Here is a 26014-nt window from a genome sequence, read left to right on the forward strand (position 1 = left end):
ATGACCGCTCATCACCCCGACGACGCCGCCATTGCGGAACTGTGCGAACGCGTGCGCCGCTTCGTCGATGACGTTGCTATTCCCGCCGAGTCCCCCGCCATCGCTCGCGACGTCAGCGCGCTGGACGCCTGCGTGGCGCGCTTGCGCATACAAGCCCGCGAAGCCGGCCTGTATGCGCCGCAGTTGCCGAAGGAATGGGGCGGGCTGGGGTTGGGCTGGCGCGCGTTGGCTCAGGTGCTGGAAGCCGCCGGGCGCGGCTTTCTGGGGCCGGCCGCACTGAACTGCGCCGCGCCCGATCAGCCCAACATGCTGACCTTGTTGCGCTTAGGCACGGCCGCCCAGCAAGAAAGATATCTGCGGCCGCTGGTGCGTGCCGAGCAACGCGCCTGCTTCGCCATGACTGAACCCGCACCCGGCGCCGGTTCCGACCCGTCCATGCTGCGCACCCGCGCCACGCAACACGGCCAGCGTTGGGTGCTGAACGGTCACAAGCAATTCATCAGCGGCGGCGTGGGCGCGGACTTTGCGCTGGTGCTGGCGCAAACGGACGTCGGTGCGACGCTGTTCTTGGTGCCTGCTGGCACACCCGGCTACCGCGTCGTGCGCGACATCGGCATGGTCACCGGTTATCAGATCGGCGGCCACGCCGAGATTGAACTGGATGGCTGCGAAGTCGGCCCTGACGCCGTGCTGGGCGAACCCGGGCGCGGCCTGGAATACGCGCAACTGCGGCTCGAACCCGCGCGCCTGTCGCACTGCATGCGCTACATCGGACGCGCCCGCCGCGCATTGGAAACCGCACAAGCCTATGTGGCCCAGCGCGAATCCTTCGGCGCGCGGCTGGCCGACCTGCAACAGATTCAGGCGATGGTGGCCGATTCGCACATCGATCTGCACGCAAGCCGGCTGATGACGCTGGATTGCGCAAGCCGCATGGATGCCGGGTTGCCGGTCAAGCAGCACAGCGCCATGACCAAGGTGTTCGTGTCCGAAGCCGTGAACCGCGTGGCCGATCGTGCGGTGCAGATGATGGGCGCGTTGGGGCTATCGGACGACACGCCCGTCGCCATGATCTGGCAGGAAATGCGCCCGTTCCGCATCTACGACGGCGCCAACGAATTGCATCGCGCCACGCTCGCGCGGCGGTTGTTGAAGCACGCCTGACCTCTGGAGCTGTGATGTCTGATCTTCAATTCAAAGCCTATCGCTTGCATGGCGGCGCCAATGGCGCACCCCCGCAAGGCCGTTTCGACACCTTGTCCGTCGACGAACTATCCGCCGGCGACACGGTGATCAAGGTCGCGTACGCCGGCCTGAACTACAAAGACGCGCTGGCCCAAGCGGGGCGCGGCAACATCGTCCGTGCGTACCCCCGCATCGGCGGCATCGACTTGAGCGGCACCGTCGTGCGCTCCGCCGACCCCGCGCTTACGCCCGGGCAGAACGTGGTGGTGCACGGCTTTGGCATCGGCGTGGATTGCGATGGCGGCTATGCGGAGCTTGCGCGCGTGCCGCATGAATGGGTGCTGCCCTTGCCTGCCGGCATCAGCCTGCGCGACGCCGCCGTGCTGGGCGCCGCGGGCTACACGGCCGCGCTGTCCTTGCATTGGATGGAGCATTGCGGGCTGACCCCCGATCAGGGCGACGTGCTGGTCACGGGTGCAACGGGCGGCGTGGCGGGCATCGCCATCGACATCCTTAGCCAACGCGGCTACCGCGTATGCGCCATGTCCGGCAAACCCGGCGCCGAAGATTATCTGCGGTCGTTGGGCGCGGCCGAGGTCATCGCCCCGCCCGACCTGTCCGCCCCGATCAAGCCGCTGATGAGCGCGCGCTGGGCCGGTGTCATCGACTCCGTAGGCGGCAGCCTGCTGGCCCATGCGCTGGCCAGCCTGCGCCCGGATGGCGTGGCCGCCGCGTTCGGCAATGCGGGCGGCGCGGAACTGCCCACCACGGTCATTCCCTTCATTCTGCGTGGCGTGAAGCTGCTGGGCATCAACGCCAACAGCCCGATGCCGCTGCGCCGCGCGCTATGGCAAAAACTCGCGAGTGAATACCGCCCGTCGCGGCTGGACCTTATCGCCCGTGTCATCGAACCCCAGGATTTGCCGCAAGCGCTGGCCGCCTTGCTTGAACGCGGCAGCACCGGCCGCAGCCTCGTGCGCTTCTCTTGATTGGTTTCTCCTGATTCGTTTCTCCTGATTCGTTTCTCCTGATTCGTTTCTCCTGATTCGTTTCTCCTGATTCGCTTGTCTTGATTCGCTTCTCTTGATTCGCTTCTCTTGATTCGCTTCTATCGATCCGCTTCTGCGGACTCTTTCCCGCCCAGACCATGACCACGCCTTCCGACGCTTCCCTGTCCCGCCTGTTCAATCCCGGCAGCATCGCCGTCGTGGGCGCTTCCGCCACGGCGGGCAAGATCGGCGCGATGCCGGTCAGTCTGCTGCGCCAGCACGGCTATGACGGCCGCATCCTGCCCATCAACCCACGCGCCGATGTCATTCAGGGCTTGCCCGCCGCGCCCGACCTGTCCGCGCTGGACGGCGGCGTTGATCTGGTCATCCTGGCCGTGCCGGCGGCGCACGCGGCCCAGGCGCTGGAACGCGCGCGGCCCGGACAAGTGGGCGGCGCCGTCGTCTTCACGTCAGGCTTCTCGGAAACGGGCGCGTCAGGCGTGCACATGCAGGAACAGTTGTGCGCCATCGCGCGCGAACGCGGCATCCGCTTGCTGGGCCCCAACTGCCTGGGCTTCATGAATGTGCGGCGCAACGTCTACGCCACGTTTTCCCCCGCCCCCGCCAACGGCGCCGTGGCAGCGGGCGGCATCGGCATGGTGTCGCAAAGCGGCGCGTTCGGCGCCTACGCCTATTGCATGGCGCGCGACCGTGGCTTGGGGCTGTCGCACTGGATCAGCACCGGCAACGAGGCCGACATCGACGTGGCCGATTGCATCGAATGGCTGGCCCGCGACGCCGATACGCGCGTCATCATGGCGTACATGGAAGGCTGCCGCGACGGCGCCAAGCTGCGCCGCGCACTAGCCGCCGCGCGCGACGCCGGCAAGCCCGTCGTCGTGACGAAGATCGGCCGCACGCAGGCCGGCGCGCAAGCCGCTGCCTCGCACACCGCGGCACTTGCTGGCGACGACGCTGTCTACGATGCACTCTTTCGCCAATACGGCGCGCTGCGCGCCCGAACCATCGAAGAATTTTTCAACCTGGGATACGCGCTGGATACCTGGAAGCAGCGTCCACAGGGCAAGCGCCTGGGCATCTTCACGATCTCGGGCGGCGTCGGCGCACTGATGGCGGACGACGCCGAAGACGCCGGCTTGTCGCTGCCCGAACCCGACGCCTTGGCGCAAGCCCGGCTGCTGGAACGCGTGCCGTTCGCCGGGCCGCGGAACCCCATCGATGTCACCGGCCAGGTGGTATCCGAACCCGGCCTGCTGCTGGCCACCGCCGACGACATGCTGGCCGATGGCCGCTACGACGCACTGGCCGTGTTCCTGGCGGCCGCGGGGTCATCAGACACCTTGTGGCCCACGTTCGAAACCTTCGCCCGCGAAATGCGCAGCCGCCATCCCAACGTGCCGCTCGCCATCTGCGCTCTGTTCCCGCCCGACCGCCGCCGCGAACTCGAACGCCTGGGCACGCTGGTGTTCGTCGACCCGAGCGCGGCAATCCGGACCATCGGCGCAGTGGCGAATCTGGCCGACAAGAACGTCGCTGGGCAGACGGCCGCAGACCCTTCGGACGCCGCCCCTGCCGCCACATCCACCACGAAAATCTTCGACACCTACAACGAAGTGCAAGCGATGGAAGTTCTGCGCCTAGCGGGCATTCCCGTGCCAGACTGCACGCTTGCCACCGACGCCGACACCGCCGTCGCTGCCGCAGCGCGCGCATCAGGCCCCGTGGTTTTGAAAGTGGTCTCCCCAGACATCCTGCATAAAAGCGATGTCGGCGGCGTGAAGCTGAACCTGCACGGTGAAKACGCCGTGCGTCGCGGTTACGCAGCCATCCTGGACAGCGTGCGATCCCACTGCCCCGATGCCCGCATCGACGGCGTGCTGGTCGCCCCCATGGCGCCCAAGGGCGTGGAGTGCATCGTGGGCGTGCACGGCGACCCGGTCTTCGGCCCCGTCGTCATGTTCGGTTTGGGCGGCGTGTTCGTCGAAGTATTGAAAGACGTCAGCTTCCGCCTTGCCCCCTTTGACCGCACCCAAGCAATGGCGATGATCCGTGAAATCAAAGGCTATGCGCTGCTGCAAGGCGCACGCGGCACGCCTCCCTGCGACATCGGGGCGCTTGCCGATGCCTTGGCCGCGCTATCGCAATTCGCGCATGCGCATCGGGACGATTTCAGTTCAATCGAGATCAACCCGCTGCTGGCGCTACCCGACGGCCAGGGCGCGCTGGCGTTAGACGCCGTGCTTATTCCCAACGCTGCGCGTGCTTGCGGGCGTTCGTCCTGATCCAGTTGCCCAGCCGTTCGATCAGCGTTCGTTCGGTGCCGACGGCGGCCTGCGCCAGCAGCGCCGCCTGCACTTGATCCAATGCGGCGGGCAACGCCGTCATCAATGCTCGCGCGACCGTCAATACATAACGGGGATTAAAGCCTAGCTCCATCGCCATCGCCTCGATCTGGCCGCGCGCGATGCGGCCCGGCATCATCTCGCCGCCAATCGACAGCGCAAATTTACGCGACAGCCCGGGATACATCGCCGTGCACATCAAGTCATAGAACGGCGCCAGCCGATACCGTCCGTCGGGCGACTGCAGCACTGATAGATTCTTCGCGTGACTATCGTTGTTGCCCACGCACAGATTGAAAATCACCCACTGCAAAAAGCGCTTCAGGTCCGCTGCGCTAACGCTCGCCTGTTTAAGCAAGCGAAGGCAGTCAACCAACGATGGGCCACCATCCGCTTCGTACTTCACATCGGATGGCTTGCCAGCCAATTGGCACAAGTCCAGTTGATGCAAGCGCTGCAAACCGCCTTGGCCGTCTGGCACGCGGTCATAGCGCTTAATCAGACACGCCTGGGTATCAGACTGATAGTGTGCCTCTGCCACGCCTAAGCCGAGTTGGGCCGCCAATTGCATCACCAGGGTTTCATTCAACGCCGACGCCCATACTCCCTTCAATCCGCCAATATCCGGCTTCAGGATGTGGGATGACGGTGCTGTACCAGCGGGTATTGCGGGCAATCCGTCTGCCAGAACCGTCAACAGCAACTTGTCTTGCGCGCCTGCCAAAGAGATCCGCGCGCCTTCTGCATTCTCGGCGACCAGCGCTGGGGTGGATGCATCCTTCAGCCGTGCGGCAACGGCTTGCCACGTGGTGGCGCGGTAATGCGGTGGCGCGGGCCGTTCGCCCTGCGGCAGAATCGTCAGGCCACTGGCGGTGTCGCCCCCAACCTTGCGCAACAGCCCGAACACCGTCGTTGCATGTCGGCTGATTTGCAGGAACTTGCGAATATGCCCTTCTGGCAACAGGTTTTCGAAGAAGGCATGAACGGCGTCGCTTGCGTGATCACCGCTTGCGAGTTGGATCGCAGGCGAAATCGCACGTGCGTCTGGCAGGCTCAACCAGGATTCGTCGTACACGAATCGAAGCGGCCGCTCGTCAAACAAGCGGCCCACTTTACGATCTGCTTGATACAGATCCAAGGCGCCAATGGTCATGACAACCTCGGGCGTTTCGGCACCACCTGAACTTCCAGGCCGAGCAGGTCCAACATGTCCAGCACCTTCTGCAATTGCAGCGTCGGCTTACCGCGTTCGAGTTCGCCGACAAAGCGGTTGCCCGTGCCTGACAAGCCGGCCAGATCGGCTTGCAATAGCCCCTGAGCGCGCCGCACTCCCTTCACCAGCTCGCCGAGCTCGGCGGCCGTGTGTATTGAGACGGGGGACGAAAGGGTCGCCGGGTCAGTAGACATCGTCGCGCTCCAAAATTACCGTTCGGGAATTTTATGGTGTTTAGTTGGTGAAATCCATCAAATATTACCGAGCGGTACTTTCACTCAAAAATGGAGTGAATTGCGGAGAAAACTTACCGATCGGGAATATTTCCACATTCCATCCCCCCACCCAAAAAAAAGGGCGCCCTCAGGCGCCCTTCTCTTCAACCCCTGCCGCTTACTTCAGCAACAACGCATTCAAGCGCTTCACGAATGCGGCCGGGTCAGCGATTTGCGCGCCTTCGGCCAGCAGGGCTTGGTCCAGCAGCAGACGTGCCCACTGGTCGAACTCGCTGTCATCTGCCGCGCGGATGCGGGCCAGCAGCGGGTGTTCCGGGTTGATTTCAAGCACCGGCTTCACGTTGGGCGCTTCCTGGCCGGCGGCCTTAAGCATGCGCAGCAGGTGCGGGCTGAGTTCGTTCTGGCCCACCACCACGCACGCCGGCGAATCCACCAGACGCAGCGTGACGCGCACTTCCTTGACCTGCTCTTCCAGCGTCTTTTGCAGGCGCTCGACCAGCGGCTTGAAGTCTTCAGCCACTTCGGCCTGATGCTTCTTTTCTTCGTCGTCAGCCAGTTCGGCCAAGTCCAGACCGCCCTTGGCCACCGACACCAGCGACTTGCCGTCGAACTCACGCAGGTAGGACAGCATCCATTCGTCCACGCGATCCGACAGCAGCAGCACTTCGATGCCCTTCTTGCGGAAGATTTCCAGATGCGGGCTGTTGCTGGCCGCGGCGAACGTGTCTGCCGTGACGTAGTAGATCTTGTCCTGGCCTTCCTTCATGCGCGACACGTAGTCGGCGAACGACACCGTCTGCGCCTGGTCGCCCGACTGCGTGGACGCAAAGCGCATCAGCTTGGCGATGCGTTCCAGGTTGGCCGAATCTTCGCCCGCGCCTTCCTTCAGCACCTGGCCGAATTCCGACCAGAACGTGGCGTAGTCTTCCGGCTTGTTCTCAGCCAGGTCTTCCAAGAGCGACAGGATGCGCTTGGCCGAGCCTTCGCGAATCGCGCGCACATCACGGCTTTCCTGCAAGATTTCGCGCGACACGTTCAACGGCAGGTCGGCCGAATCAATCACGCCGCGCACAAAGCGCAGGTACGACGGCAGCAGCTGGTCGGCGTCGTCCATGATGAACACGCGCTTGACGTACAGCTTCACGCCGTGGCGGCCGTCGCGGTCCCACATGTCCATGGGTGCGTGCTTGGGCACATACAGCAGTTGCGTGTATTCGCTGCGGCCTTCGACGCGGTTATGCGTCCAGGCGAGCGGGTCGTCGTAGTCGTGCGAGACGGTCTTGTAGAACTCGCGGTACTGCTCGTCCGTGACGTCAGACTTGCTGCGGGCCCACAGGGCGCTTGCCTGGTTCACCGTTTCCAGTTCTTCGGTCTTGACCTGCTCGCCCTTCTCTTGGTCCCACTCTTCCTTGGCCATGCGGATCGGCAAGGAAATGTGGTCGGAGTAGCGGCGCAGAATCTCGCGCAACTTCCAGCCGTTCAAGAGTTCGTCTTCATCAGCGCGCAGATGCAGCGTCACGTCGGTACCGCGCGTGGCCTTCTCGGCGGCGGCAATCGTGAACTCGCCCTGGCCGTCGGATTCCCACTGGATGGCGTCGGTGGCGCCGGCGCGGCGGCTCACCACCGTGACCTTGTCCGCCACGATGAACGACGAATAAAAGCCCACGCCAAACTGGCCGATCAGTTGCGCGTCTTTTTGCTTGTCGCCCGTCAGTTGCGAGAAGAATTCCCGCGTGCCGGAACGCGCGATCGTGCCCAGGTTAGCCACGGCTTCTTCACGCGACAGGCCGATGCCGTTGTCGGAAATCGTGATGGTGCGGGCGGCCTTGTCATAGCTGACCGTGATGGCCAGTTCGCCATTGCCTTCCAGCAGCTCGGGCTGGTCGATGGCTTCAAAGCGCAGCTTGTCGCAAGCGTCCGATGCGTTCGACACCAGCTCGCGCAGGAAAATTTCCTTGTTGCTGTACAGCGAATGAATCATCAGGTGCAGCAGTTGCTTCACCTCGGCCTGGAACCCCAGGGTTTCGGACGTGGAAGACGTGGCGGTTTGGCTCATAGTTTTACGAGAAGGTCGAAAAAATTAGGGACAAATAATGGCGGAATGCCCGGGCGCAACGGCGCTTGCGGTTGCGCTGCCCGGCAGCCGGGAAACCCTACTGTAGTGGGGGCTATCACGCCCTTTTCAAGGGTTCCTCAAAACAGTGACAGAAAGCCGCGATATCGCGTCTTGGCGTGAAGCACTTCCTCGCCGGCAGGCGCCTGGAGCTTTCCGCTGCGAATCAGCTTGCGGATATCGTCCATCCTGATGTCCAGCGTCTGCTGCGACCGCAACAGAAAATCTGCCGTCTCGCTGTCCATAATCCGATAGATGGGGCTGGACACCAATTGGCTGTTGCCCGTCTCGTCAAAATAATAAAGCCGCTCACCGTTCTGCCAGACCGAACCGAAGCGGTGATAAACGTCACCCCGTTTTTTCCACTCGCCCACGGGCGCGTCGTTCAGCCGCATGATCAGCGTAGACCGGGAAATCAACCCGCCCCGGCCGCCCCGCGAAGAACCCCAGGACTCTTCGCCCTTTAAATACAGCACCTGCTTGCCGTCCGTAAACACAAACGGCGACATCGCCGAAAACCGCCCGGACGCGAACGGATCATCGCCCGCCCGCTCCATGCGCCGCTTTTGGTTATTGAAGAAATAAATGCCGTCCTTGCCCGCAAACAGCACTTGATAGATATGCTCGCCGCGCTCGCTCAAGAGCCGGTACGGCGCATGCGCCGCATCAAAGGGCTGCGCGCCCACGTAAATCATGCCGTCGCGCGGGTCGTGCAAATAGGCTTCGCGGTCCAGGTCGCCCACCTTGAAGGTATTGAGCGCCGGGTCATCCGACAGCGGCAGCAAGGTGTCATGAAAATACACGCGGCGCCCATCCGCAAAGAAATCATCGCTGGTCTGCTCGCGGCTATTCCGCGTGGCCGGTAAACGGCGCAGCGTGGCCGGCTGTGCCTGCGGCATCTCGCGGCCTTCGTAAAAAACCCGCGACCCATCCGTTGCCAAATCCCGATCCAGCAGCGCCCGATAGGGTTGCGAGCTGGCGGGCAAGGCGGTAAACGGATGCAGATACGTCTGCGGCTTGGGGCCATGCCCGGTCCTGAACCGTATCGTCTGCCAGACCTCGCGCACGGCGCCCAGCTGGCGATTGATGGTGGTGAACAGCGCGCAGTAATACGTGGTGTTGCCGTCGCTGAAATAGCTATTGCCCAGAAACTGCGTCGACGCGGGTTTCAGGCCTGGCAGGATCAGATTGCCGCAATACACATGGCGGCTGTCCCTGGCGGCCTGGCGGCCATCATAGGTGGGCGTGTCAAACGCCTTGAAACTGGCCCGGTCCGCCTCGTCCATCCGGTAATAGCCATTGCTGGGCACGGCGGCGTAAATCGCGCCTTCATAACGCTTGTAGATGCTGCCCTTATACGATTCCCCGTCATCAGCGGCGGCGTAATCATCGTTGTCCAGCACCAGCAACAACAGGGTCATCGGCAAACCGGCGATGACCAAGGCCAGGATAATTCCGATCCATCTCTTGCGATTCAGCATTCGGCCTTTTTGCATTCACAGTGGCGGCCCAAAATTCTAACAAGCCCATACCGCCATTGCCGACCGCGATTAACTCCCCAGGCAAGCCCGGGCCTTCCCCGCTAAAATCCCGCACTTTCCCCTCCTACCCCCTCCACCTGGCCGGCCCTCCGCCCATGCAACCCGCCTCCCTTTCCCAACCCGCCCCCCACAGCGCCGCCGACGACGCGCCCAGCCATGATCTGGTCTATGGCCCCGACGACCGCCCCGCGCCGCCCGTCGCCTTCGTCGCCGCGTTGCAGCACCTGCTGGCCATCCTGGTTCCCATCGTCACCCCCGGCCTCTTGATCTGCCAGGCGCTCGGCGTCAGCAGCCGCGACACGACGCTGATCGTGTCGATGTCGCTGGTCATCTCCGGCATCGCCACCTACGTGCAGTGCAAGCGCTTCGGCCCCCTGGGCGCCGGGCTGCTCATCGTGCAAGGCACGAGCTTCAACTTCGTGGGACCGCTGATCGCTGGCGGCTCGGTCATGGTCAAGCAAGGCACGCCGGTCGAAGCCGTGATGGCCGCGATCTTTGGCGTCGTCATCGCCGGCTCGTTCGTCGAGATGGGCATCAGCCGCATCCTGCCGTTCGTCAAACGCCTGATCACCCCGCTTGTCACCGGCATCGTGGTGCTGTTGATCGGCCTGACCCTGATCAAGGTCGGCCTGATCAGCATGGGCGGCGGCTTCGGCGCCATGGCCAACGGCACCTTCGCCAGCGCGGAAAACCTGACGCTGTCCGGCCTGGTGCTGGGCACGATCATCCTGCTGAACCGCGTGCCGGTCGTGTGGATTCGCAGCACGGCGCTGGTCCTGGCGCTGGCCATCGGCTACATCGCCGCCGCCGCCATGGGCCGCCTGGACTTCACCGGCGCGCGCGAAGCCGCCCTGTTCCAGATTCCCGTGCCGCTGCACTTCGGCCTGGGCTTCTCGTGGGCGCTGTTCGTGCCGATGCTGATCATTTATCTGGTCACGTCGCTCGAAGCCATCGGCGACGTCACCGCCACCAGCAAGGTGTCCAAGCAGCCCGTTGAAGGCCCGCTGTGGATGCAGCGCATCAAGGGCGGCGTGCTCGTCAACGGCGCGAATTCGCTGTTGGCCGGAGTCTTCAACACCTTCCCGAGCTCGGTCTTCGCGCAGAACAACGGCGTGATCCAGCTGACCGGCATCGCCAGCCGCCACGTCGGCGTGTGGATCGCCGGCATGCTGATCCTGCTGGGCCTGTTCCCGGGCGTGGCGGGCGTGCTGCAAGCCGTGCCCGAACCCGTACTGGGCGGCGCCGCCATGGTGATGTTCGGCGCGGTCGCCGCATCCGGCATCAACATCCTGGCCGGCATTCAGCTGGACCGCCGCGCGCTGCTGATCATCGCCGTGTCGCTGGCCTTGGGCCTGGGCGTGTCGCAAGTGCCGGAAATCCTGTCGCACCTGCCGCACGCAGTGAAAAGCGTGCTGGAATCGGGCGTGGCTACCGGCGGCATCTGCGCGCTGGTGATGAACTGGTTCCTGCCGGAAAAGAAGTAATTGCGGGATAGGGTGGATGGGCGTTGCCAGCGGATTTTGGTGCTGGCGACGCCCTGCCCACCCCCTGTCAGACCGCCCAAAAATCAGGCCGCCTGACAATTTTCAAAAGTCCGCATATAATCGCTGTCTTCGTTCTCCCGCAGCCGTCATCTGGACGTGTTCGCGACCCCCTTGCCCGGGTGGTGAAATTGGTAGACGCAGGGGACTCAAAATCCCCCGCCGCAAGGCGTGCCGGTTCGATTCCGGCCCCGGGCACCAGAAAGCTCTCAAGCATTCGCCGGTTATATCGAAACCGCGCAACGCAAATTCCTCTGCATTGATTCCGCCATACGTTCCGCCTTTAGCCGGCGTAGAACGATGTGCTCGGGCGCGATTAGTTCGTTGCACGAACCAAGAATGCACGACAGAAGATTCAAAAGCCTCTGCACAAGCAGAGGCTTTTTTTTCGTTGCGGAGTTTGGCACGGGGGCAAACCCAGCCGCACGTTGAGCCACTAACGATGGGCAGCTACCCAACATTCCCAATATGGGTACAATCACACCCAATATGGGTATATCAGCCAAAGCCCCCCTCCCGCACAGCAGCCTTGCCGATGCGCTCTTTCCTGGCACCAAACAACGCGTGCTGGGGTTGTTGTTCGGCCAGCCGGATCGCAGCTTCTATGCCACCGAAGTGATCGGGCTTGTCGCCAGTGGATCGGGAGCTGTGCAGCGCGAGTTGGCCAATCTCGCGCAGACCGGCTTGGTGACGGTGAAGGCGGTCGGCAATCAGAAGCACTACCAAGCCAATCCCGACTCGCCCATCTTCGCGGAACTCTGCGCCATCGTGCAAAAAACGATCGGCTTGGCGGAGCCGCTGCGCGAGGCGCTTGCCCCGATGGCACCGAAGATCCAGGCGGCTTTCGTCTACGGCTCGGTTGCAAAAAACACCGACACCGCTCGCAGCGACATTGATCTGATGTTGCTTAGTGACGACATCAGCTACGGCGATGTATTCGCAGCATTGGAGGTTGCGGGTAATACGCTTGGCAGGCCGGTGAATCCGACCATACTGACGCACAAGGAATTCACCAAACGGGTGAAGGCGCAAGAGTCTTTTCTGACCCGAGTGCTGGCGCAGCCCAAGATCTGGATCATAGGAGGAGACGGTGACCTCCCCATTTGAAACGCTCAGCGGCCCGGGAAAACCACTGAAGCCCGAGCCTCCCGACCCCAGGGAATTTGAAGGTCTGAAACGCTCAGGGCATGCCAGATGGTTGCTGCGAAGGTCGATGCACTCGCACCGCTAGACGCGGGGAATGCAAGCGGCACCGCATAGGCGTGATTGCCCCAGAAGGCGTCACACCCCGACTCATCGTCAGATACCGTCAAGAGCGCCGGGAGTCACATCGGAAGACATGAAGTTCTCACATCACCTATGGGCAGTGGCCCTCAGCGTCATGGCGTCTTCGAGTATGGCCACGGAACCCTCCGCTCCTGGTGAGCTGGACGCCATACAACGTGCATCGCCGCAAGAGGCCCCTCATAAGGCGCCAGCTGACATCGCCGCTTCACCCCCAGCGCCCATCCAGATCTACGCCCCATCCGCGCCCTGCCGTGCCAAAACTGTCCGGCCCGGCGCCAAGACGATTGAAATCTACTGGACTAACGGTACGGATGGCGCGCGTGTGACGACTGACGAAGTCGATCACTACGTGGATTTGAACGTGGTCGTCAGAACGACAGGCTATCGGCATGGCGACTGCATCGAAGTCAAATTCCACTCTTCAGACGGCGAGGATGTGGCTATGGGAGAAAAGGAAATCGTGGTGCGCGGCAGAGTGAACGAAAGTGGCATCGCTTACTTCAAAGAACCGTTAAGAAACCATACTCTCTGGCTACGGGCACACACCCCTCAAAGCGTGTACCGTTGACAAAAATCATCATGACTCTTGCATCGCTTCGGATAGGCTTATGCGCAACGTAAAAGGCAAGTCCTCGTCCACCACGGATGGCTATTTGTTTTCTGATCAGATAGGTCACCTGCTGCGGCGTGTCTATCAGCGGCACACCGCGCTGTTTCAGCAATACATTCCCGATTCCCAACTCACCGCCGCGCAATTCGTGGTGCTGTGTTCGGTGCGGGACAATGGCGCGAGCTCGTTGGCTGATCTGGTCAAGGCCACGGTCATTGATCAGGCCACGGTGCGCGGCGTGGTGGACCGGCTCAAGCAGCGTGAATTGGTGCAGGTGGACCACGACCCGGTCGACCGGCGCAAAGTCGTCATTAACCTGACGCCCATCGGACAGGCGCTGGTTCAGGAAATGGAACCGTTCGCCAAGCAGATCACCGAAAGCACCTACGGCACACTGAACCCCGCCGAACGTCTGGCGCTGGATTTTCTGCTGACCAAAATGCTGAACGGCGACGAACAGGAATAGCCTGTTCATCGCCGCTGTTCAGTTGTGTCCGTCGCCGTTCCGCAAGCCTGCTCATCGCGTTCCGCGAGCACGCTCATCGCTTCGGGCCACGGCTCGTAGCCATTCAGCGCCACACACCGCGGCCTATCGCGGCATGTGACGATTGATCAAGCCAAGATCAATCCAGCGCCCGGTTCCTCGATTCCACATCTACGGACCAGATCGCGACGGCGCCCGCCACCAGCATGCTCGACAGCACCACCAGCGACAGCGTGAAGTGGCTGGTCATGATGGGTGCGATGATGGCCGGTGCGAACAGCCCGCCAAAACGCGCCACCGCTCCCGCCATGCCCATGCCGCTTGCGCGCAGGTCTGTCGGGTAGACCTCGGGCGTGAACGCGTACAGCGCGCCCCACGTGCCCAACAGCGAGAAGCTCATCAACAAGGTCGAGCCGATCACAACGGCAGGCGACGTGCCCAAGCTGTACAGCATGCATCCCACCGCGCTCAGGATCAGGAAGCCGATCAGCGTGGGCTTGCGGCCCCAGCGTTCAACGCCATAGGCCGACAGCGCGAAGCCGGGCAGTTGCACCAGCGCCAGCAGCACCAGAAATTCCTGCCCGCGCATGAAGGCGAAGCCTTCCGTGCTGAGCTTGACCGGCAGGTAGACGAAGACGCCGTAGTACGCGATGGAGATCAGCGCCCATGCCAGCAACAGCCCAATACTGCGGCGGCGATAGCTGGACGAGAACAGCGCGAACATGGATTTGTGCACGGGCGCTTCCGGTTGCAGCGCAGGCACTTCGACGTCACGGCGGTTGACGCGCGCAACACGCTCCAGCACCTTGCGCGCCTGGTCTGACTTGCCGTTCCGATTCAAGTACATCGGCGATTCAGGGATGTAGAAGCGCAGCACCACACCGATCAAGGCAGGCAGGCCGGTCACGAAGAAGATCACGCGCCAGGCGTCATCGCCCCACGACACGGCGACCAGCGCCAGCAGCGCCAGGAAGATGGTGCCCACGGCCCAGAACGATTCCAGCAGCACGAGCCAGCGGCCACGGCGATCACTGGGCAAGAATTCCGCCATCATCGTGTAGTCCACCGGCAGCGTGCCGCCCACGCCGATGCCGGTCAGGAAACGCAGGAACAGCAGCCACGTGAATTCCGGCGCAAAGGCCGACGCCACGCCCGCGCAGGCGTCGATGACCACGGCAATCATCAGGACCGGGCGCCGCCCGATGCGGTCGGCCATCCGGCCGAACACGAAGGCGCCAATCAGCATGCCGATAAAAAAGAACGTGCCGCTCTGAAGCGCTTGCGGCACGGTGATGCCGAAGGTCTTCGCGATGGACGGCGCGGAGAATCCGATGGACAACACTTGCATGGCGTCGGCCATCCAGACCAACCCGAATATCACGAAGAGCCGGTACTGGAACTTGCCGACACCCGCCACCTGAATGGCTTTGTCCACTGAAACCAATGAAGCTGACATAAATGAAACCCCTTGATGTGATCATCGCTAAAACCGCACGCGTTATGTCCGCGTTTCCTTAATGCAGCGCCGCATGCTCGCGTAGCCGCTTAATCGTTGCCGTGGGATCAGGCCAAGGCGGCGCTTGTGGCGCATGGCGTTCCCGCAAATAGCCAACCAAGTCCGCGACCTGCTGGTCGTTAAGGCTGTCCTTGAATCCCGGCATGTATCCCAGCGCGTCGTCGGCGGGTTCCTGGATGCCATTCAAGATCACCTGGATCAGGTTGTCGGGCGTGGCCGCATGCACGTTGGTGTTTGCGCTTAGCAACGGCCTTGCGCCAAACAGCGTGGGGCCGCTGCCTGCGTCATGACAGGCTGCGCAGGCGTTCTGATAGATGCGTTCGCCATTGGCGCGGCGGCCCTGAAGGGCGTGAATCGTCGCGGCGGGCGCGGGGGTGGCCGTGATGGGCGACGGCGCGGGGGTCACTGCGTAAGGCGATGGCCCGGTAGCGGCGGCGTCAGGCGACGGCGCAGCGGGCATATCGGCGGAAGCGGTCAGATCGCCCACCGCCGCCGGAGCCGCCGCGCCCGCCCCCTTCGGCAAGTCCAACAGATACGTCGTGATGGCGCGCACGTCGCTATCGGGCAATTCGGCCAGGCCATGAATGACCGGCGCCATCGGCCCCGCCGCCACGCCGTGCCGCGTTGAATAGCCCGTGCGCAGATACTTAAACAGCTCATCGCTGCCCCAGGCGCGCGGGCCGCTGGCCAACTGGTTCAGCGCCGGCGCGGTCCAGCCTTCTGCCTCGCCGCCCGCCAGATAATGCACGCCGGTTTTCTCCGCGCCCAGTGGGTTGCGCGGGGAATGGCATGCGGCGCAATGGCCGGCGCCTTCCACCAGATACGCGCCCCGCAACCACTGCGCGCTGCGCGACGGGTCGGTCGTGAACGGCGTGGCGTCGTGAAACAACGCGTTCCAGCCCGCCAGCAGCGGACGCATGTTGAACGGGAACGCCAGCTGTGTCTTGGGCGGTTCCGACTTCACGGCAGGCTGCGACATCAAGTAGCCGTACAGCGCCTGCATGTCCGCATCGCTCAGCTTGGCGTAGGCCGTGTACGGGAATGCGGGATACAGTTGCCGGCCATCCTGATGCACGCCTTGGCGCATGGCGCGTTCGAACGCCGTGTACGACCAGCGGCCGATACCGGTGTCGTTGTCGGGCGTGATGTTGGTGGTGTAGATCGTGCCGAAGGGGGTGTCCAGCGCCAGGCCGCCCGCATTGGTTTTGCCGCCAGGCGCCGTGTGGCAGACCATGCAATCGCCCGCGGCCGCCACCAGGCGCCCGCGTTCAATCGCACGCATTGAATACAGCGACACGTCCGGCCCCGCCGTAAGCGGCAGCGCCGGCTTCACCGGCCAGAGCGTCACGGCCAGACCCGCCAGACCTGCAAGCCCCGCCGCGCCCGCAGCCAGCCACATCCTGGCGCGCGACAAGGCAGTGCGCGCGGGGCGGCGTCCCGCCAGCGCCACGCGCAATGACTCGGCTTCGAACGGCGCTTGCCGCAGGCGCACGCCGGTTGCGTTGTGGATGGCGTTAGCGATGGCCGCCGCAGCGGGCAAGGTCACCACACCGTCCACGTCCAACTGGCCTTGCGTGACGACATCGCCCACAGGCTCGCGGCGGCTCAGTTCATGCGCAGTTTCGTATCGGGACAATGCGCCAGACGAGTCATCCGCGCCCTGCGATGCTGGGCTGGACCAATCGTCGAAGGCGGGTGGCGCGGCCAGCAAGCGGCGGGCGTTCTCCAACAACCACGGAGATTGGCTTTCTATTTCAGCGCGCACCGGCGCGCGGTGCGCGGCGTGCAAATGTTGGCTGTCATGCCCGGCAACCACGCGGGTTACATCGACGTGGCCGGTCTGCGGCTGCACGGCCACCTCGGCGACCCAGGCGCTCCACACCGTGCGGGCCGCGCCGGATTCGTCCGTGCATTGCACCTGCGCGGTCGCGAAGCCGGTTCCGCGCAGCATGCCCGCCCGCGCGGGCGGGGTGTCAGCCGCGGGCAGACCCGCCTGTTCAACGACTTGGCGCGCCAAGTTGCGCGCCCTGCCCTCGGGCAAGTGCCGCAGCCGCCATTGCACGGGGTCTTCGTTCAAGGCCAAGGCCTGCTCATGCCACAAACTTTCCTGCGCAAACACCTGCGCGGCATTCAAGGCATCAACACTTGCGTGCAGCGGCACAGCAGCGCGCTTGCCGAACGCGATGGGCGCATCGCTGCGCGCAGTGGGCTGCGCCGAGGCATCGGCCTGCCCAGGCTGGCTCAACATGCGCGCCAGACTGGGACGCACGGCCCAGGGCGCATCCGATGCAAACACGTGGTTCAACGCATCAGCTGAATGCGCGGATGGCGATATCGCGGCGCGATCGGAGGCCAAATCGGAGGCCACATCAGGGGCCAAATCAGCGGCCACATCAGTGCCCACAGCGGAGCTCATATCAGAGCCCATATCAGAGCCCAAATGAGAGCCCAAATGAGAGCCCACATCGGCAGCCAGCGAACCGTTCGCCTTCGACACGCGCAGCACGAGCTCATCGGCCGCCCCCGACTGGCAAGGCACGCACACCGGCCGGCCCACGGCCTGCGACAGCAGCGCGGCATCGGCCGCGGCGTCCATCAGGTCCAGGGGATGCAAGGCGTCTGTGGCGATAGCACGCGCGCCATCGCCTTCCGCCGTTACCCTGATCGCTGCGTCTTGCTGCTGTAGCAGCTCCGCAAGCTCGCGCCGGATCAACGCCAGCGTTGCCGCCGCGCAAGCCGGCAGCCACACGCGGGTGTGCCCGTTCAAGCTCCATGCCACAACGCGTGCGCCCACAGGCGGTTCGGATTGTGACGGCCGCAGTGCGTATTGAAGTGCATCAGCATCGTCCTCGGACGCCGGCGAGGATGCATCAGGCGTCAAGCGCTGCCACACCGGCGCCAAGGCCGCCGCCGCTTGCCGCGCGTATAGCGGCGTCACCGCCACCACGCCCGCGAAATGCGTGCGCTGCACCGCCGCCACCACACCCGGCTGCGCGCGAACCTCTGCCAGCTGCACCCGCTGCAATACGCTGCCCCGGTAGCGCGCGCCGTCCCACAACACCTCGGGCGGACGCAGCGCCAAGCCGTGCAACAGATCATCGGGCAGCGCGGCCGGCAGGCTGGCGGCACGCGAGGGTGCGTCGAAAGGAATTGCGCTCATCGCGTGGGCTCGCCCTTCACCGCCCGCAGCTGCACCGCCCGCATCGCCGCCTGCATGATCTCGACATGCGTGCCGCAGCGGCACAGGTTGTGATGCAGCTCGCTGCGTATCGCGTCTTCAGTGGGGTTGGGATTGCGCCGCAGCAGCGCTTCCACCGTCATGATCATGCCGTTCAAGCAGTAGCCGCATTGCGCCGCCTGGCAGTCGATGAAGGCTTGCTGCGTGGGGCCGGGGTGTTCGCGCGTGCCCAGCCCTTCCAGCGTAGTCACCGCCCGCCCCTGCGCCGCCTTCACCGGGATGACGCACGACCGCGCCGCCACCCCATCGATCAGCACCGTGCACGCGCCGCATTCGCCCAGGCCGCAGCCGTACTTGGGGCTGTTCAGCTCAAGATCGTTACGCAATACGTGCAGCAGCGCCGTCCCGGGCGCGGCCGGCACGGCGCATTCGCGTCCGTTGACGGTCAAGCGGATCGGAGGAGTGACGCTGCTTGAATTGGCTGGAGATCCCATGGGGCGTGACGCATGTCGGCAGTTCGGAAGGTACGAAGGTTGCCGCGACGCGGGCTGGKGATCAAGCCCCTTTGCCCGCGCGGCGGACACGGCGTCAGGCAGCGGCCCGGGACTTGGGGTCCACAAGCGGCGCGCTGAACACGTCGTAACCAAAGCACCAGGACGGGTCCTCGTTAGTGCGCAGCCAGGTGTTGTCGTGCGAAATGCGTTGCACCTTGCTGGCGCGTTCGGCGCGGTTGGCTTCGTACAGCGCAAACGCCAGCTCGTGGTTATTCACGCCAACTTCCTTGAAGCAACGCGCCAGCATGGCGCCATCTTCAATGGCCATGGCGGCGCCTTGCGCCATGTGCGGCTTCATCGGGTGGCAGGCGTCGCCCAACAGCACCAGGCGGCCCCGGCTCCACAGCGGCAGCGGATCACGTTCCAGCAATGACCACTTGGTCACGTCCACCGTGGCGTCAATCAGCGCCTGCACCGTGGGATGCCAGCCGCTGAACGCCTCGCGCATTTCGTCCTTGCTGCTGGGCAGCCAACGGTCATTCAGGTCCCAGTGTTCGACGGGTACGCCCGTCACGTAATAGAGCTCGTCCGCCTTGCCGGTCACGAAGTACACCATCATGTGGCGGTCGTCGCTCCACCATTTCACGCAGGCGTCGAACGGCAGCATGCCGGCCTTGACCTGCGGCGTGGGAAACACCGCGCGGTGCGCCAGATAGCCTGCGTACTTGGGCAGTTCCGGCCCCAGCAGTTCTTCGCGGATACGGGAGTTCACGCCGTCGGCGCCGATCACGATGTCGGCTTCTTCCGACGTGCCATCGGCAAAGTGCATCACCACCACATCGCCCTTGTCTTCCACGCGCGTCAGGCTCTTGTCGTAGACAACGGCGCTCTTGGGCAGGGCGTCGATCAGCAAGGCATGGAAGTCGCCGCGGTGCACGGTCAGGTACGACGCGCCATATTCCTTCACGGCGTAATCACCCAGCGGAATCTGCGCCAGGATGTCGCCCGTTTCCCAGTGGCGGCTGTACCAGTAATCCGGGTGCGACCCCTGAGCGTTAAGCGCGTCTTCGACCCCGATGCGGCGCAGGATCTTCATGACGTTCGGCCCCACGTGGATGCCGGCCCCTAGCCGCGAAAAACCCGGCGCCTGCTCGTAGACGCGGACATTCAGCCCTTCCTTGAGCAACAGCGCTGCGGTGGCGGCGCCGCCGAGACCCGCGCCGACGATGGCGATACGAGGGGATGTAGACACGGAACTTCTCCTTGCTGTTTTTTGAAAATCCAGAAAAGCGAACGCTTGAAACTTATGAAGTACACGCTTTAATTTTTGGTACCAAAATTTTCAGATCAAGCGTAAACCCCAAGACAGAGCAACAAAATAGTGCCTATATTTCACATGATTAGGTGAAAACCACTACGGAATGCAGGCTGGTCATCTGTCTCGCTCTTTGCAAGAATAGAGCGTATACGCTTCTTTTGAATTTATCGAAAACCCTAGGACCGACACTTTTTCAAGGCTTCCTACATGACGAAGACATTCCGAATTGGCCAGATCGTCCCCAGCTCGAACACGACGATGGAAACTGAAGTGCCCGCCATGCTGCAGGCGCATTCGTCGCTGCGCCCCGCCGACCGCTTTACGTTCCACTCCAGCCGCATGCGCATGAAGAAAGTGCAGAAGGAAGAGCTGGCCGCCATGGACGCCGAGAGCGACCGCTGCGCGCTGGAACTCAGCGATGCGCGGGTCGATGTGCTGGGCTACGCCTGCCTGGTTGCCATCATGGCGATGGGGCGCGGCTATCACCGCGTCTCGCAAAAGCGCCTGACCGAACGCACCGCCGAAAATGGCGCATCCGCCCCTGTCATCACCAGCGCCGGTGCGCTGGTGGAAGCGCTGCACGTCATGGGCGCAAAAAAGATTGCGCTGGTCGCGCCCTACATGGTGCCGCTGACCGAACTGGTCATGGACTACATCGCCGCCGAGGGTTTTGAAATTGTGGATTGGCGCGCGCTGGAAATTCCCGACAACCTGGAGGTGGGCCGCCATGACCCCGCCAAGCTGCCGGGCATCGTCGCAGGCATGAACGTGGCCGATGCCGATGTGATCGTGCTGTCGGCCTGCGTGCAAATGCCGTCGCTGCCGGCGGTGTCGCAAGTCGAAGCCGAAACGGGCAAGCCCGTGCTCACCGCGTCCATCGCCACCACCTACGCCATCCTGAAGGAATTGGGGCTGGACCCGGTGGTGCCGGGCGCTGGCGCCCTGCTCTCGGGCGCGTACCCCTATTCCCGGAGCGCACAATGACCCCCAGCACCTATCTCTACGGCGGCCAGGTACATGCCAACGGCATCCGCCAACACTATCTGCGCTATGGCGGCACGGCCGATAACCGAGCCAGCCGCGCCGCCGTCATCCTGATTCCCGGCATCACCAGCCCCGCCGTCACCTGGGGCTTTGTCGCCGAACACCTGGGCCGCCAATTCGACACCTATGTGCTCGACGTGCGCGGTCGCGGCCTGTCGGCCTCCGGCCCCGGGCTGGACTACGGCCTGGACGCGCAAGCCGCCGACGTCACCGCTTTCGCGCAAGCCTTGGGGCTGGAACGCTACACGCTCGTCGGCCACTCGATGGGCGGTCGCATTGCCGTGCGCGCAGCCAGCAAGCAACCGCAAGGGCTGGCAAGTCTGGTCATCGTTGACCCGCCCGTGTCCGGCCCCGGCCGCCGCGCCTACCCCGCCAATCTGGCCTGGTACGTGGACTCCATCCGGCAAGCCACCCACGGCATGACCGCCGAAGACATGAAGGCGTTCTGCCCCACCTGGACCGAGGCCCAACGCCAGTTGCGCGCGCAGTGGCTGCATACCTGCCATGAGCCCGCCATCGTGCAGAGCTTTGAAGACTTTGGCCGCGACGACATCCACGCCGACCTGCCCCGCATCACCGTGCCGCTGCTGTTGATGACGGCCGAAAAAGGCGGCGTGGTCGGTGACGACGACGTGGCGGAATGGCAGGGCCTGGCGCCGCAGACGCAGCATGTGCGCGTGCCCGGTGCGGGCCACATGATTCCCTGGGACAACGAAGCCGGCTTCTACGCCGCCTTCGGCGATTTCCTTGGGGCTCGGGTGGACTGACGCGCCCTCTACCAATCACTTTGCCGCCTTAAGGAATTCGCCATGTCCGTCAGCGATATCGATTTGATCCACGCCTGGAAGCAGGTGCTAACGCTGTCCCGCTTGGAAGCCGGCCAGATCGTCACCGTGTTGACCGGCGCCGACACGCATCCGCAAACCTTGCGCTGCGCAATTGCCGCCGCCACCGACATGGGCGCGCGCGTCAACCGCCTGGACCTGCCGCCCGTCAACGCCGATAAATCCATCAGCCGCGATGCCCTGGCGTATCTGGGCACCACGCCGCTCACCGGCAACCCGGCCGCCATCGCGGCACTGACGGCCAGCGACCTGGTTCTGGATTTGATGACGCTGCTGTTCTCACCCGAGCAGCACGAGATCCTGAAGACCGGCACCAAGATCCTGCTGGCCATCGAACCGCCCGAAGTGCTGTGCCGGCTGGTGCCCACCGACGCCGACCGCACGCGTGTGCAAGCCGCCGCGCGCCGCATCGAAGCGTCCAAACAGATGCACATCACGTCAGACGCCGGCACCGATCTGCGCTGCGCGCTGGGCGACTTCCCGGCCATTTCCGAATATGGTTTTGTCGACCAGCCCGGCCGCTGGGACCACTGGCCCAGCGGCTTCGTGCTGACGTGGCCCAACGAAGGCCAGAGCAACGGCCGCGTGGTGCTGGACCGCGGCGACATCCTGTTGCCCATGAAAGACTACGTGACCGACCCCATCGAACTCGTCATTGAAAGCGGCTACGTCACGCGCATCAACGGCGGCTTGCAGGCCGACATCCTGAAGGAATACATGGCGGCCTATGACGACCCGGAAGCCTATGCCGTGTCGCACATCGGCTGGGGMTTGCAGCCGCGCGCGCAGTGGTCAATGCTGGCGCACTACAACAAGGAAGCGCATATCGGCATGGACGCCCGCGCCTTCGAAGGCAACTTCCTGTGGTCCATGGGGCCCAATAACGAAGCAGGCGGCAGCCGCAATACCGCCTGCCATATCGACATCCCGATGCGCCATTGCAGCGTCGCACTCGACGGCCAGCCCGTCGTGATTCGTGGCGTGGTGCAAGACGAACCCGGACTGGCGCGCGCCGCCCGCCGCAAGGACACCCCATGAACGCATCCACCCAAACGATTCCCGCCGATGCCGTGCCCGGCGACATCTCGGCCTATTCCCGCCAGGGCTTCGGCACGCCGCTGCCGCTTAAAGCGCCCTTCGGCTTGTTGATCGTCGACTTCGTCAATGGCTTTGCCGACCCGGCCGTGCTGGGCGGCGGCAACATCCCCGAAGCCATCGCGCAGACGCGCCACCTGCTGGCCCATGCCCGCGCGCGCGGCTGGCCCGTGGCGCACAGCCGCATCGTGTTCTCTGACGACGATGCCGACAGCAACATCTTCTGCCTGAAAGTGCCCGCCATGCTGGCGCTGAAAGAACACAGCCCCAACAGCGCCATCGTGCCTGAGCTGGCCCCCGCGCCCGGCGAATACGTGGTGCGCAAGAGCACGCCGTCCGCCTTCTTCGGCACGATGCTTGCACCGTGGCTTGCGCAGCGCGGCGTACAGACCTTGCTGGTGGCCGGCTGCGTCACCAGCGGCTGCGTGCGCGCAAGCGTGGTGGACGCCATGCAGGCGGGCTTCCGGCCGCTGGTCGTAGCCGACTGCTGCGGTGACCGCGCCCTGGGTCCGCATGACGCCAACCTCTTCGACATGGCGCAGAAATACGCCGCCGTCATGCCGTGGGAGCAAGCGCTGTCAGAGACTAACGCCATGGTGGACTCCCTAATGCCGGCGGCTCGCTGAACCCGGCATAATCATCGTCCGGCCTGGACCTGCCCCAATGCCCCTGCCCCAGCCTCACCATTTGTCCCCCGCGCTGCTCGCTCATGCCGACGCATTACTCGTTGTGCGCGAGCCCACCGCGCCGCCCAAGCCGGCGCCGGGGCAACCCGGCACCGCGACGGATTATGTTCAGGCCACCCCCGAAATTTTTGTCGCGGTGGTGGCCGATGGCAGCCGGGTGTCGGAAGGCGGCGCAGGCTGGCGTGTGCTGGCCTTCAATGGCCACGTCGACCTGGGCACCGGCATCCGCACCTCGCTTGCGCAAATCGTCGCCGAAGAAATCGACGTGCCGATGGCGCGGCTGGACATGGTGCTGGGCCACACCAACGCCGCGCCCAATCAAGGGCCAACCATTGCCAGCGCCAGCATCCAGATCTCGGCCGTTCCACTGCGCCGCGCCGCCGCCCAAGCGCGCGAACACTTGATGCAGCTGGCCGCCGAACGATGGAACCTGCCGCGTGACGCGCTGCGCCTGCGCGACGGCGTGGTGCGCCCCCGTAGCAACGATGACCCGCGCCAGTTGGACTACGGTGAACTGCTAGCCGGCCAGCACATTCGGCTGACACTCGCCCCGCCCGATCAACCCGTCCGCTTGAAGCCCGCCAGCGACTACCGCATCGTCGGGCAAGGTGTGGCGCGCGTGGACATTCCCGCCAAGGCCACGGGCGAACTCAGCTTTGTGCATGACGTGCGCGTGCCGGGCATGCGTCACGGCCGCGTGATTCGTCCGCCGCATCCCGGGCGCGACGCCGGAGACTTCATTGGCCGTTGCCTGATCGATGTAGACCGGGATTCCGTCGCGCATCTGCCCGGCAATGTTCAGGTGGTGGCGCAAGGCGATTTCATCGGCGTGGTGGCGGATCGTGAAGAGCAGGCCATTGCCGCGATGCGCGCGCTGAAGGTGCGCTGGAAGCCGGTTCCGCCCGCGCCGCAACTGGACGATCTGGCAGCCGCCATCCGCACGAATCCGTCGAAGGCACGGCCCTTGATTGAAGACGGCGACGTGGATGCCGTCTGTGCCCAGGCCGCCACGCATCTGCGCCGCACCTACGTCTGGCCTTATCAGATGCATGCATCCATCGGCCCGTCTTGCGCCGTGGCGGATTTTTGCGACGGCCGGCTTACCGTCTGGACCGGCACGCAGAACCCGCACATGCTGCGCACCGATCTCGACCGCCTCTTGAAACTGGGCGAAGGCCAGATTGAGCTGATCCGCCTGGAGGCCGCCGGTTGTTATGGCCGCAATTGCGCCGACGACGTCTGCGCCGACGCGGCCTTGCTGTCGCGGGCCGTGGGCGCGCCCGTGCGCGTGCAACTCACGCGCGAACAAGAGCATCAGTGGGAGCCCAAAGGCACCGGGCAATTGATGGACGTGGGCGCGGCCATTGATGCGCAAGGTGAGCTGCTGGCTTACGACTTCGCCGTGCGTTACCCGTCCAACGACGCGCCACTGCTGGCGCTGCTGCTGACGGGCGCCATACCGGGCGAACCGCGCACGTTGGAAATGGGCGACCGCACCGCCGCGCCGCCCTACCGTTACGCAAACCGCCGCGTCGTCTGCCACGACATGCCGCCCATCGTGCGCTCGTCCTGGCTGCGCGGCGTGTCAGCGCTGCCGAATTCCTTCGCGCATGACTGCATGATCGACGAACTGGCCGAGGCGGCAGGCGCCGACCCGGTCGACTACCGCTTGCGCAACCTGGATGACGCGCGCGCCGTTGCACTGATCGACGCCACCGCAAAACACGCAGGATGGCAGCCACGCACGCCGGGCAGCCGGGGAAAGCCGGATGCCGACGGCGTGCTGCATGGCCGGGGCGTGGCCTATGCGCGCTACGTGCACAGCAAGTTTCCCGGCTTTGGCGCGGCCTGGGCCGCCTGGGTTATCGACCTAAGCGTCGACGCCGCCACCGGCCGCGTCCGCGTGCAACGCATCGTCGTCGGACAAGACACCGGCATGGTGATCAACCCAGACGGCGTGCGCCATCAAATCCACGGCAACGTCGTGCAAACGCTCAGCCGCTGCCTGCTTGAAAAAGTGGCCTTCGACCAGGCCGGCGTATCCAGCCGCGAATGGGGCGGCTACCCCATCATCGGCTTCAAAGATCTGCCCGCTATCGACGTCTTGCAGATGCCGCGCCAAGACGAACCGCCCATGGGCGCGGGCGAATCAGCTTCGGTGCCTGGCCCCGCCGCGATTGCCAACGCGCTTTTCGATGCGACCGGGCGACGCTTTTACGAAGCCCCGTTCACGCCCGAGGCGGTGCGCGCCGCGCTGGCGGGCTGAGCGTTTGACG

The 26014-nt window shown here is 64.2% G+C and carries 20 protein-coding genes and 1 tRNA gene; 13 read left to right on the forward strand and 8 right to left on the reverse strand.

The annotated features are described in order from the left end of the window. From AC1DB0_RS24940 to AC1DB0_RS24950, 3 genes are all read left to right on the forward strand, one after another. Entirely contained in the window at positions 1-1164 is a 1164-nt protein-coding gene (locus AC1DB0_RS24940) for an acyl-CoA dehydrogenase family protein (RefSeq protein WP_476758165.1), read from the forward strand. Positions 1165-1178: 14 nt separating this feature from the next. Then, on the forward strand, positions 1179-2174 hold the full coding sequence (locus AC1DB0_RS24945) for an acrylyl-CoA reductase family protein (RefSeq protein ID WP_476758166.1): 996 nt from the start codon (positions 1179-1181) through the stop codon (positions 2172-2174). Between the two features lie 158 nt (positions 2175-2332). Then, on the forward strand, positions 2333-4477 hold the full coding sequence (locus tag AC1DB0_RS24950) for an acetate--CoA ligase family protein (RefSeq protein WP_476758763.1): 2145 nt from the start codon (positions 2333-2335) through the stop codon (positions 4475-4477). On the opposite strand, the gene AC1DB0_RS24955 is transcribed toward AC1DB0_RS24950, so the two are convergent. The 4 genes from AC1DB0_RS24955 to AC1DB0_RS24970 form a co-directional block, all read right to left on the reverse strand. Beyond that, positions 4437-5690 (reverse strand): HipA domain-containing protein, encoded by a 1254-nt coding sequence (locus AC1DB0_RS24955; protein WP_476758168.1) that lies wholly within the window; start codon positions 5688-5690, stop codon positions 4437-4439. The genes AC1DB0_RS24950 and AC1DB0_RS24955 overlap by 41 nt on opposite strands. Then, entirely contained in the window at positions 5687-5944 is a 258-nt protein-coding gene (locus AC1DB0_RS24960; protein WP_054427527.1) for a helix-turn-helix domain-containing protein, read from the reverse strand. The genes AC1DB0_RS24955 and AC1DB0_RS24960 overlap by 4 nt, the downstream gene beginning before the upstream one ends. 199 nt (positions 5945-6143) lie before the next feature. After that, positions 6144-8042, reverse strand: a complete 1899-nt coding sequence (gene htpG, locus AC1DB0_RS24965) for a molecular chaperone HtpG (RefSeq protein WP_054427526.1) — start codon at positions 8040-8042, stop codon at positions 6144-6146. A 137-nt stretch (positions 8043-8179) separates the two neighbouring features. Then, positions 8180-9580, reverse strand: coding sequence for a DKNYY domain-containing protein (locus AC1DB0_RS24970; protein ID WP_175171011.1), 1401 nt, complete (start codon positions 9578-9580; stop codon positions 8180-8182). A 155-nt stretch (positions 9581-9735) separates the two neighbouring features. On the opposite strand from AC1DB0_RS24970, the gene AC1DB0_RS24975 reads away from it, so the two are divergent. From AC1DB0_RS24975 to AC1DB0_RS24995, 5 genes are all read left to right on the forward strand, one after another. Next, complete coding sequence (locus AC1DB0_RS24975) at positions 9736-11124, forward strand: uracil-xanthine permease family protein (RefSeq protein ID WP_175171012.1); 1389 nt, start codon at positions 9736-9738, stop codon at positions 11122-11124. 173 nt (positions 11125-11297) lie between these two features. Beyond that, a tRNA-Leu gene (locus AC1DB0_RS24980) sits at positions 11298-11382 on the forward strand. A 267-nt stretch (positions 11383-11649) separates the two neighbouring features. Continuing rightward, positions 11650-12288, forward strand: a complete 639-nt coding sequence (locus AC1DB0_RS24985; RefSeq protein ID WP_454669842.1) for a nucleotidyltransferase domain-containing protein — start codon at positions 11650-11652, stop codon at positions 12286-12288. Positions 12289-12577: 289 nt separating this feature from the next. Further along, positions 12578-13036, forward strand: a complete 459-nt coding sequence (locus tag AC1DB0_RS24990; protein WP_441371677.1) for a hypothetical protein — start codon at positions 12578-12580, stop codon at positions 13034-13036. A 40-nt stretch (positions 13037-13076) separates the two neighbouring features. Further along, the gene (locus AC1DB0_RS24995) at positions 13077-13544 is read left to right on the forward strand and encodes a MarR family winged helix-turn-helix transcriptional regulator (RefSeq protein ID WP_054427522.1); all 468 of its coding nucleotides are present in this window, start codon (positions 13077-13079) and stop codon (positions 13542-13544) included. Between the two features lie 157 nt (positions 13545-13701). Here the strand turns inward: AC1DB0_RS24995 and AC1DB0_RS25000 are convergent, their stop codons facing one another. The 4 genes from AC1DB0_RS25000 to AC1DB0_RS25015 form a co-directional block, all read right to left on the reverse strand. Then, positions 13702-15018, reverse strand: a complete 1317-nt coding sequence (locus AC1DB0_RS25000; RefSeq protein WP_175171015.1) for an MFS transporter — start codon at positions 15016-15018, stop codon at positions 13702-13704. A 58-nt stretch (positions 15019-15076) separates the two neighbouring features. Then, complete coding sequence (locus AC1DB0_RS25005; protein WP_476758169.1) at positions 15077-18238, reverse strand: c-type cytochrome; 3162 nt, start codon at positions 18236-18238, stop codon at positions 15077-15079. After that, entirely contained in the window at positions 18235-18750 is a 516-nt protein-coding gene (locus AC1DB0_RS25010) for a (2Fe-2S)-binding protein (protein ID WP_476758170.1), read from the reverse strand. The genes AC1DB0_RS25005 and AC1DB0_RS25010 overlap by 4 nt, the downstream gene beginning before the upstream one ends. Before the next feature lie 94 nt (positions 18751-18844). Then, positions 18845-20002, reverse strand: a complete 1158-nt coding sequence (locus AC1DB0_RS25015) for an FAD-dependent monooxygenase (protein WP_054427518.1) — start codon at positions 20000-20002, stop codon at positions 18845-18847. Between the two features lie 273 nt (positions 20003-20275). Between AC1DB0_RS25015 and AC1DB0_RS25020 the strand changes: the two genes are divergently transcribed. The 5 genes from AC1DB0_RS25020 to AC1DB0_RS25040 are packed head-to-tail and all read left to right on the forward strand — an operon-like array spanning position 20276 to position 26004. Further along, positions 20276-21052 carry a maleate cis-trans isomerase family protein gene (locus AC1DB0_RS25020; RefSeq protein ID WP_054427517.1) on the forward strand — a complete coding sequence of 259 codons (777 nt, stop codon included), beginning with the start codon at positions 20276-20278 and terminating at the stop codon, positions 21050-21052. Next, positions 21049-21879, forward strand: a complete 831-nt coding sequence (locus AC1DB0_RS25025; protein WP_175171018.1) for an alpha/beta fold hydrolase — start codon at positions 21049-21051, stop codon at positions 21877-21879. The genes AC1DB0_RS25020 and AC1DB0_RS25025 overlap by 4 nt, the downstream gene beginning before the upstream one ends. A 42-nt stretch (positions 21880-21921) precedes the next feature. Beyond that, positions 21922-22995, forward strand: a complete 1074-nt coding sequence (locus tag AC1DB0_RS25030; RefSeq protein WP_447578817.1) for a 2,5-dihydroxypyridine 5,6-dioxygenase NicX family protein — start codon at positions 21922-21924, stop codon at positions 22993-22995. Further along, positions 22992-23678, forward strand: coding sequence for an isochorismatase family protein (locus AC1DB0_RS25035; RefSeq protein WP_054427514.1), 687 nt, complete (start codon positions 22992-22994; stop codon positions 23676-23678). The genes AC1DB0_RS25030 and AC1DB0_RS25035 overlap by 4 nt, the downstream gene beginning before the upstream one ends. 37 nt (positions 23679-23715) lie before the next feature. Beyond that, the gene (locus AC1DB0_RS25040) at positions 23716-26004 is read left to right on the forward strand and encodes a xanthine dehydrogenase family protein molybdopterin-binding subunit (protein ID WP_476758171.1); all 2289 of its coding nucleotides are present in this window, start codon (positions 23716-23718) and stop codon (positions 26002-26004) included. The last annotated feature ends 10 nt before the right edge of the window (positions 26005-26014 follow it).

The organism is Achromobacter sp. 10T422 (assembly GCF_056394065.1).

What these genes read in the sequence shown, in the direction of transcription:
- AC1DB0_RS24985 (WP_454669842.1), top strand. Translation starts at nt 11,650, where the DNA reads ATGGGTACAATCACACCCAATATGGGTATATCAGCCAAAGCCCCCCTC.
- htpG (WP_054427526.1), bottom strand. Translation starts at nt 8,042, where the DNA reads ATGAGCCAAACCGCCACGTCTTCCACGTCCGAAACCCTGGGGTTCCAG.
- AC1DB0_RS24995 (WP_054427522.1), top strand. Translation starts at nt 13,077, where the DNA reads ATGCGCAACGTAAAAGGCAAGTCCTCGTCCACCACGGATGGCTATTTG.
- AC1DB0_RS25025 (WP_175171018.1), top strand. Translation starts at nt 21,049, where the DNA reads ATGACCCCCAGCACCTATCTCTACGGCGGCCAGGTACATGCCAACGGC.
- AC1DB0_RS24940 (WP_476758165.1), top strand. Translation starts at nt 1, where the DNA reads ATGACCGCTCATCACCCCGACGACGCCGCCATTGCGGAACTGTGCGAA.
- AC1DB0_RS24975 (WP_175171012.1), top strand. Translation starts at nt 9,736, where the DNA reads ATGCAACCCGCCTCCCTTTCCCAACCCGCCCCCCACAGCGCCGCCGAC.
- AC1DB0_RS25035 (WP_054427514.1), top strand. Translation starts at nt 22,992, where the DNA reads ATGAACGCATCCACCCAAACGATTCCCGCCGATGCCGTGCCCGGCGAC.
- AC1DB0_RS24960 (WP_054427527.1), bottom strand. Translation starts at nt 5,944, where the DNA reads ATGTCTACTGACCCGGCGACCCTTTCGTCCCCCGTCTCAATACACACG.
- AC1DB0_RS25000 (WP_175171015.1), bottom strand. Translation starts at nt 15,018, where the DNA reads ATGTCAGCTTCATTGGTTTCAGTGGACAAAGCCATTCAGGTGGCGGGT.
- AC1DB0_RS24955 (WP_476758168.1), bottom strand. Translation starts at nt 5,690, where the DNA reads ATGACCATTGGCGCCTTGGATCTGTATCAAGCAGATCGTAAAGTGGGC.
- AC1DB0_RS25005 (WP_476758169.1), bottom strand. Translation starts at nt 18,238, where the DNA reads ATGAGCGCAATTCCTTTCGACGCACCCTCGCGTGCCGCCAGCCTGCCG.
- AC1DB0_RS25040 (WP_476758171.1), top strand. Translation starts at nt 23,716, where the DNA reads ATGCCCCTGCCCCAGCCTCACCATTTGTCCCCCGCGCTGCTCGCTCAT.
- AC1DB0_RS25010 (WP_476758170.1), bottom strand. Translation starts at nt 18,750, where the DNA reads ATGGGATCTCCAGCCAATTCAAGCAGCGTCACTCCTCCGATCCGCTTG.
- AC1DB0_RS24970 (WP_175171011.1), bottom strand. Translation starts at nt 9,580, where the DNA reads ATGCTGAATCGCAAGAGATGGATCGGAATTATCCTGGCCTTGGTCATC.
- AC1DB0_RS24990 (WP_441371677.1), top strand. Translation starts at nt 12,578, where the DNA reads ATGGCCACGGAACCCTCCGCTCCTGGTGAGCTGGACGCCATACAACGT.
- AC1DB0_RS25020 (WP_054427517.1), top strand. Translation starts at nt 20,276, where the DNA reads ATGACGAAGACATTCCGAATTGGCCAGATCGTCCCCAGCTCGAACACG.
- AC1DB0_RS24945 (WP_476758166.1), top strand. Translation starts at nt 1,179, where the DNA reads ATGTCTGATCTTCAATTCAAAGCCTATCGCTTGCATGGCGGCGCCAAT.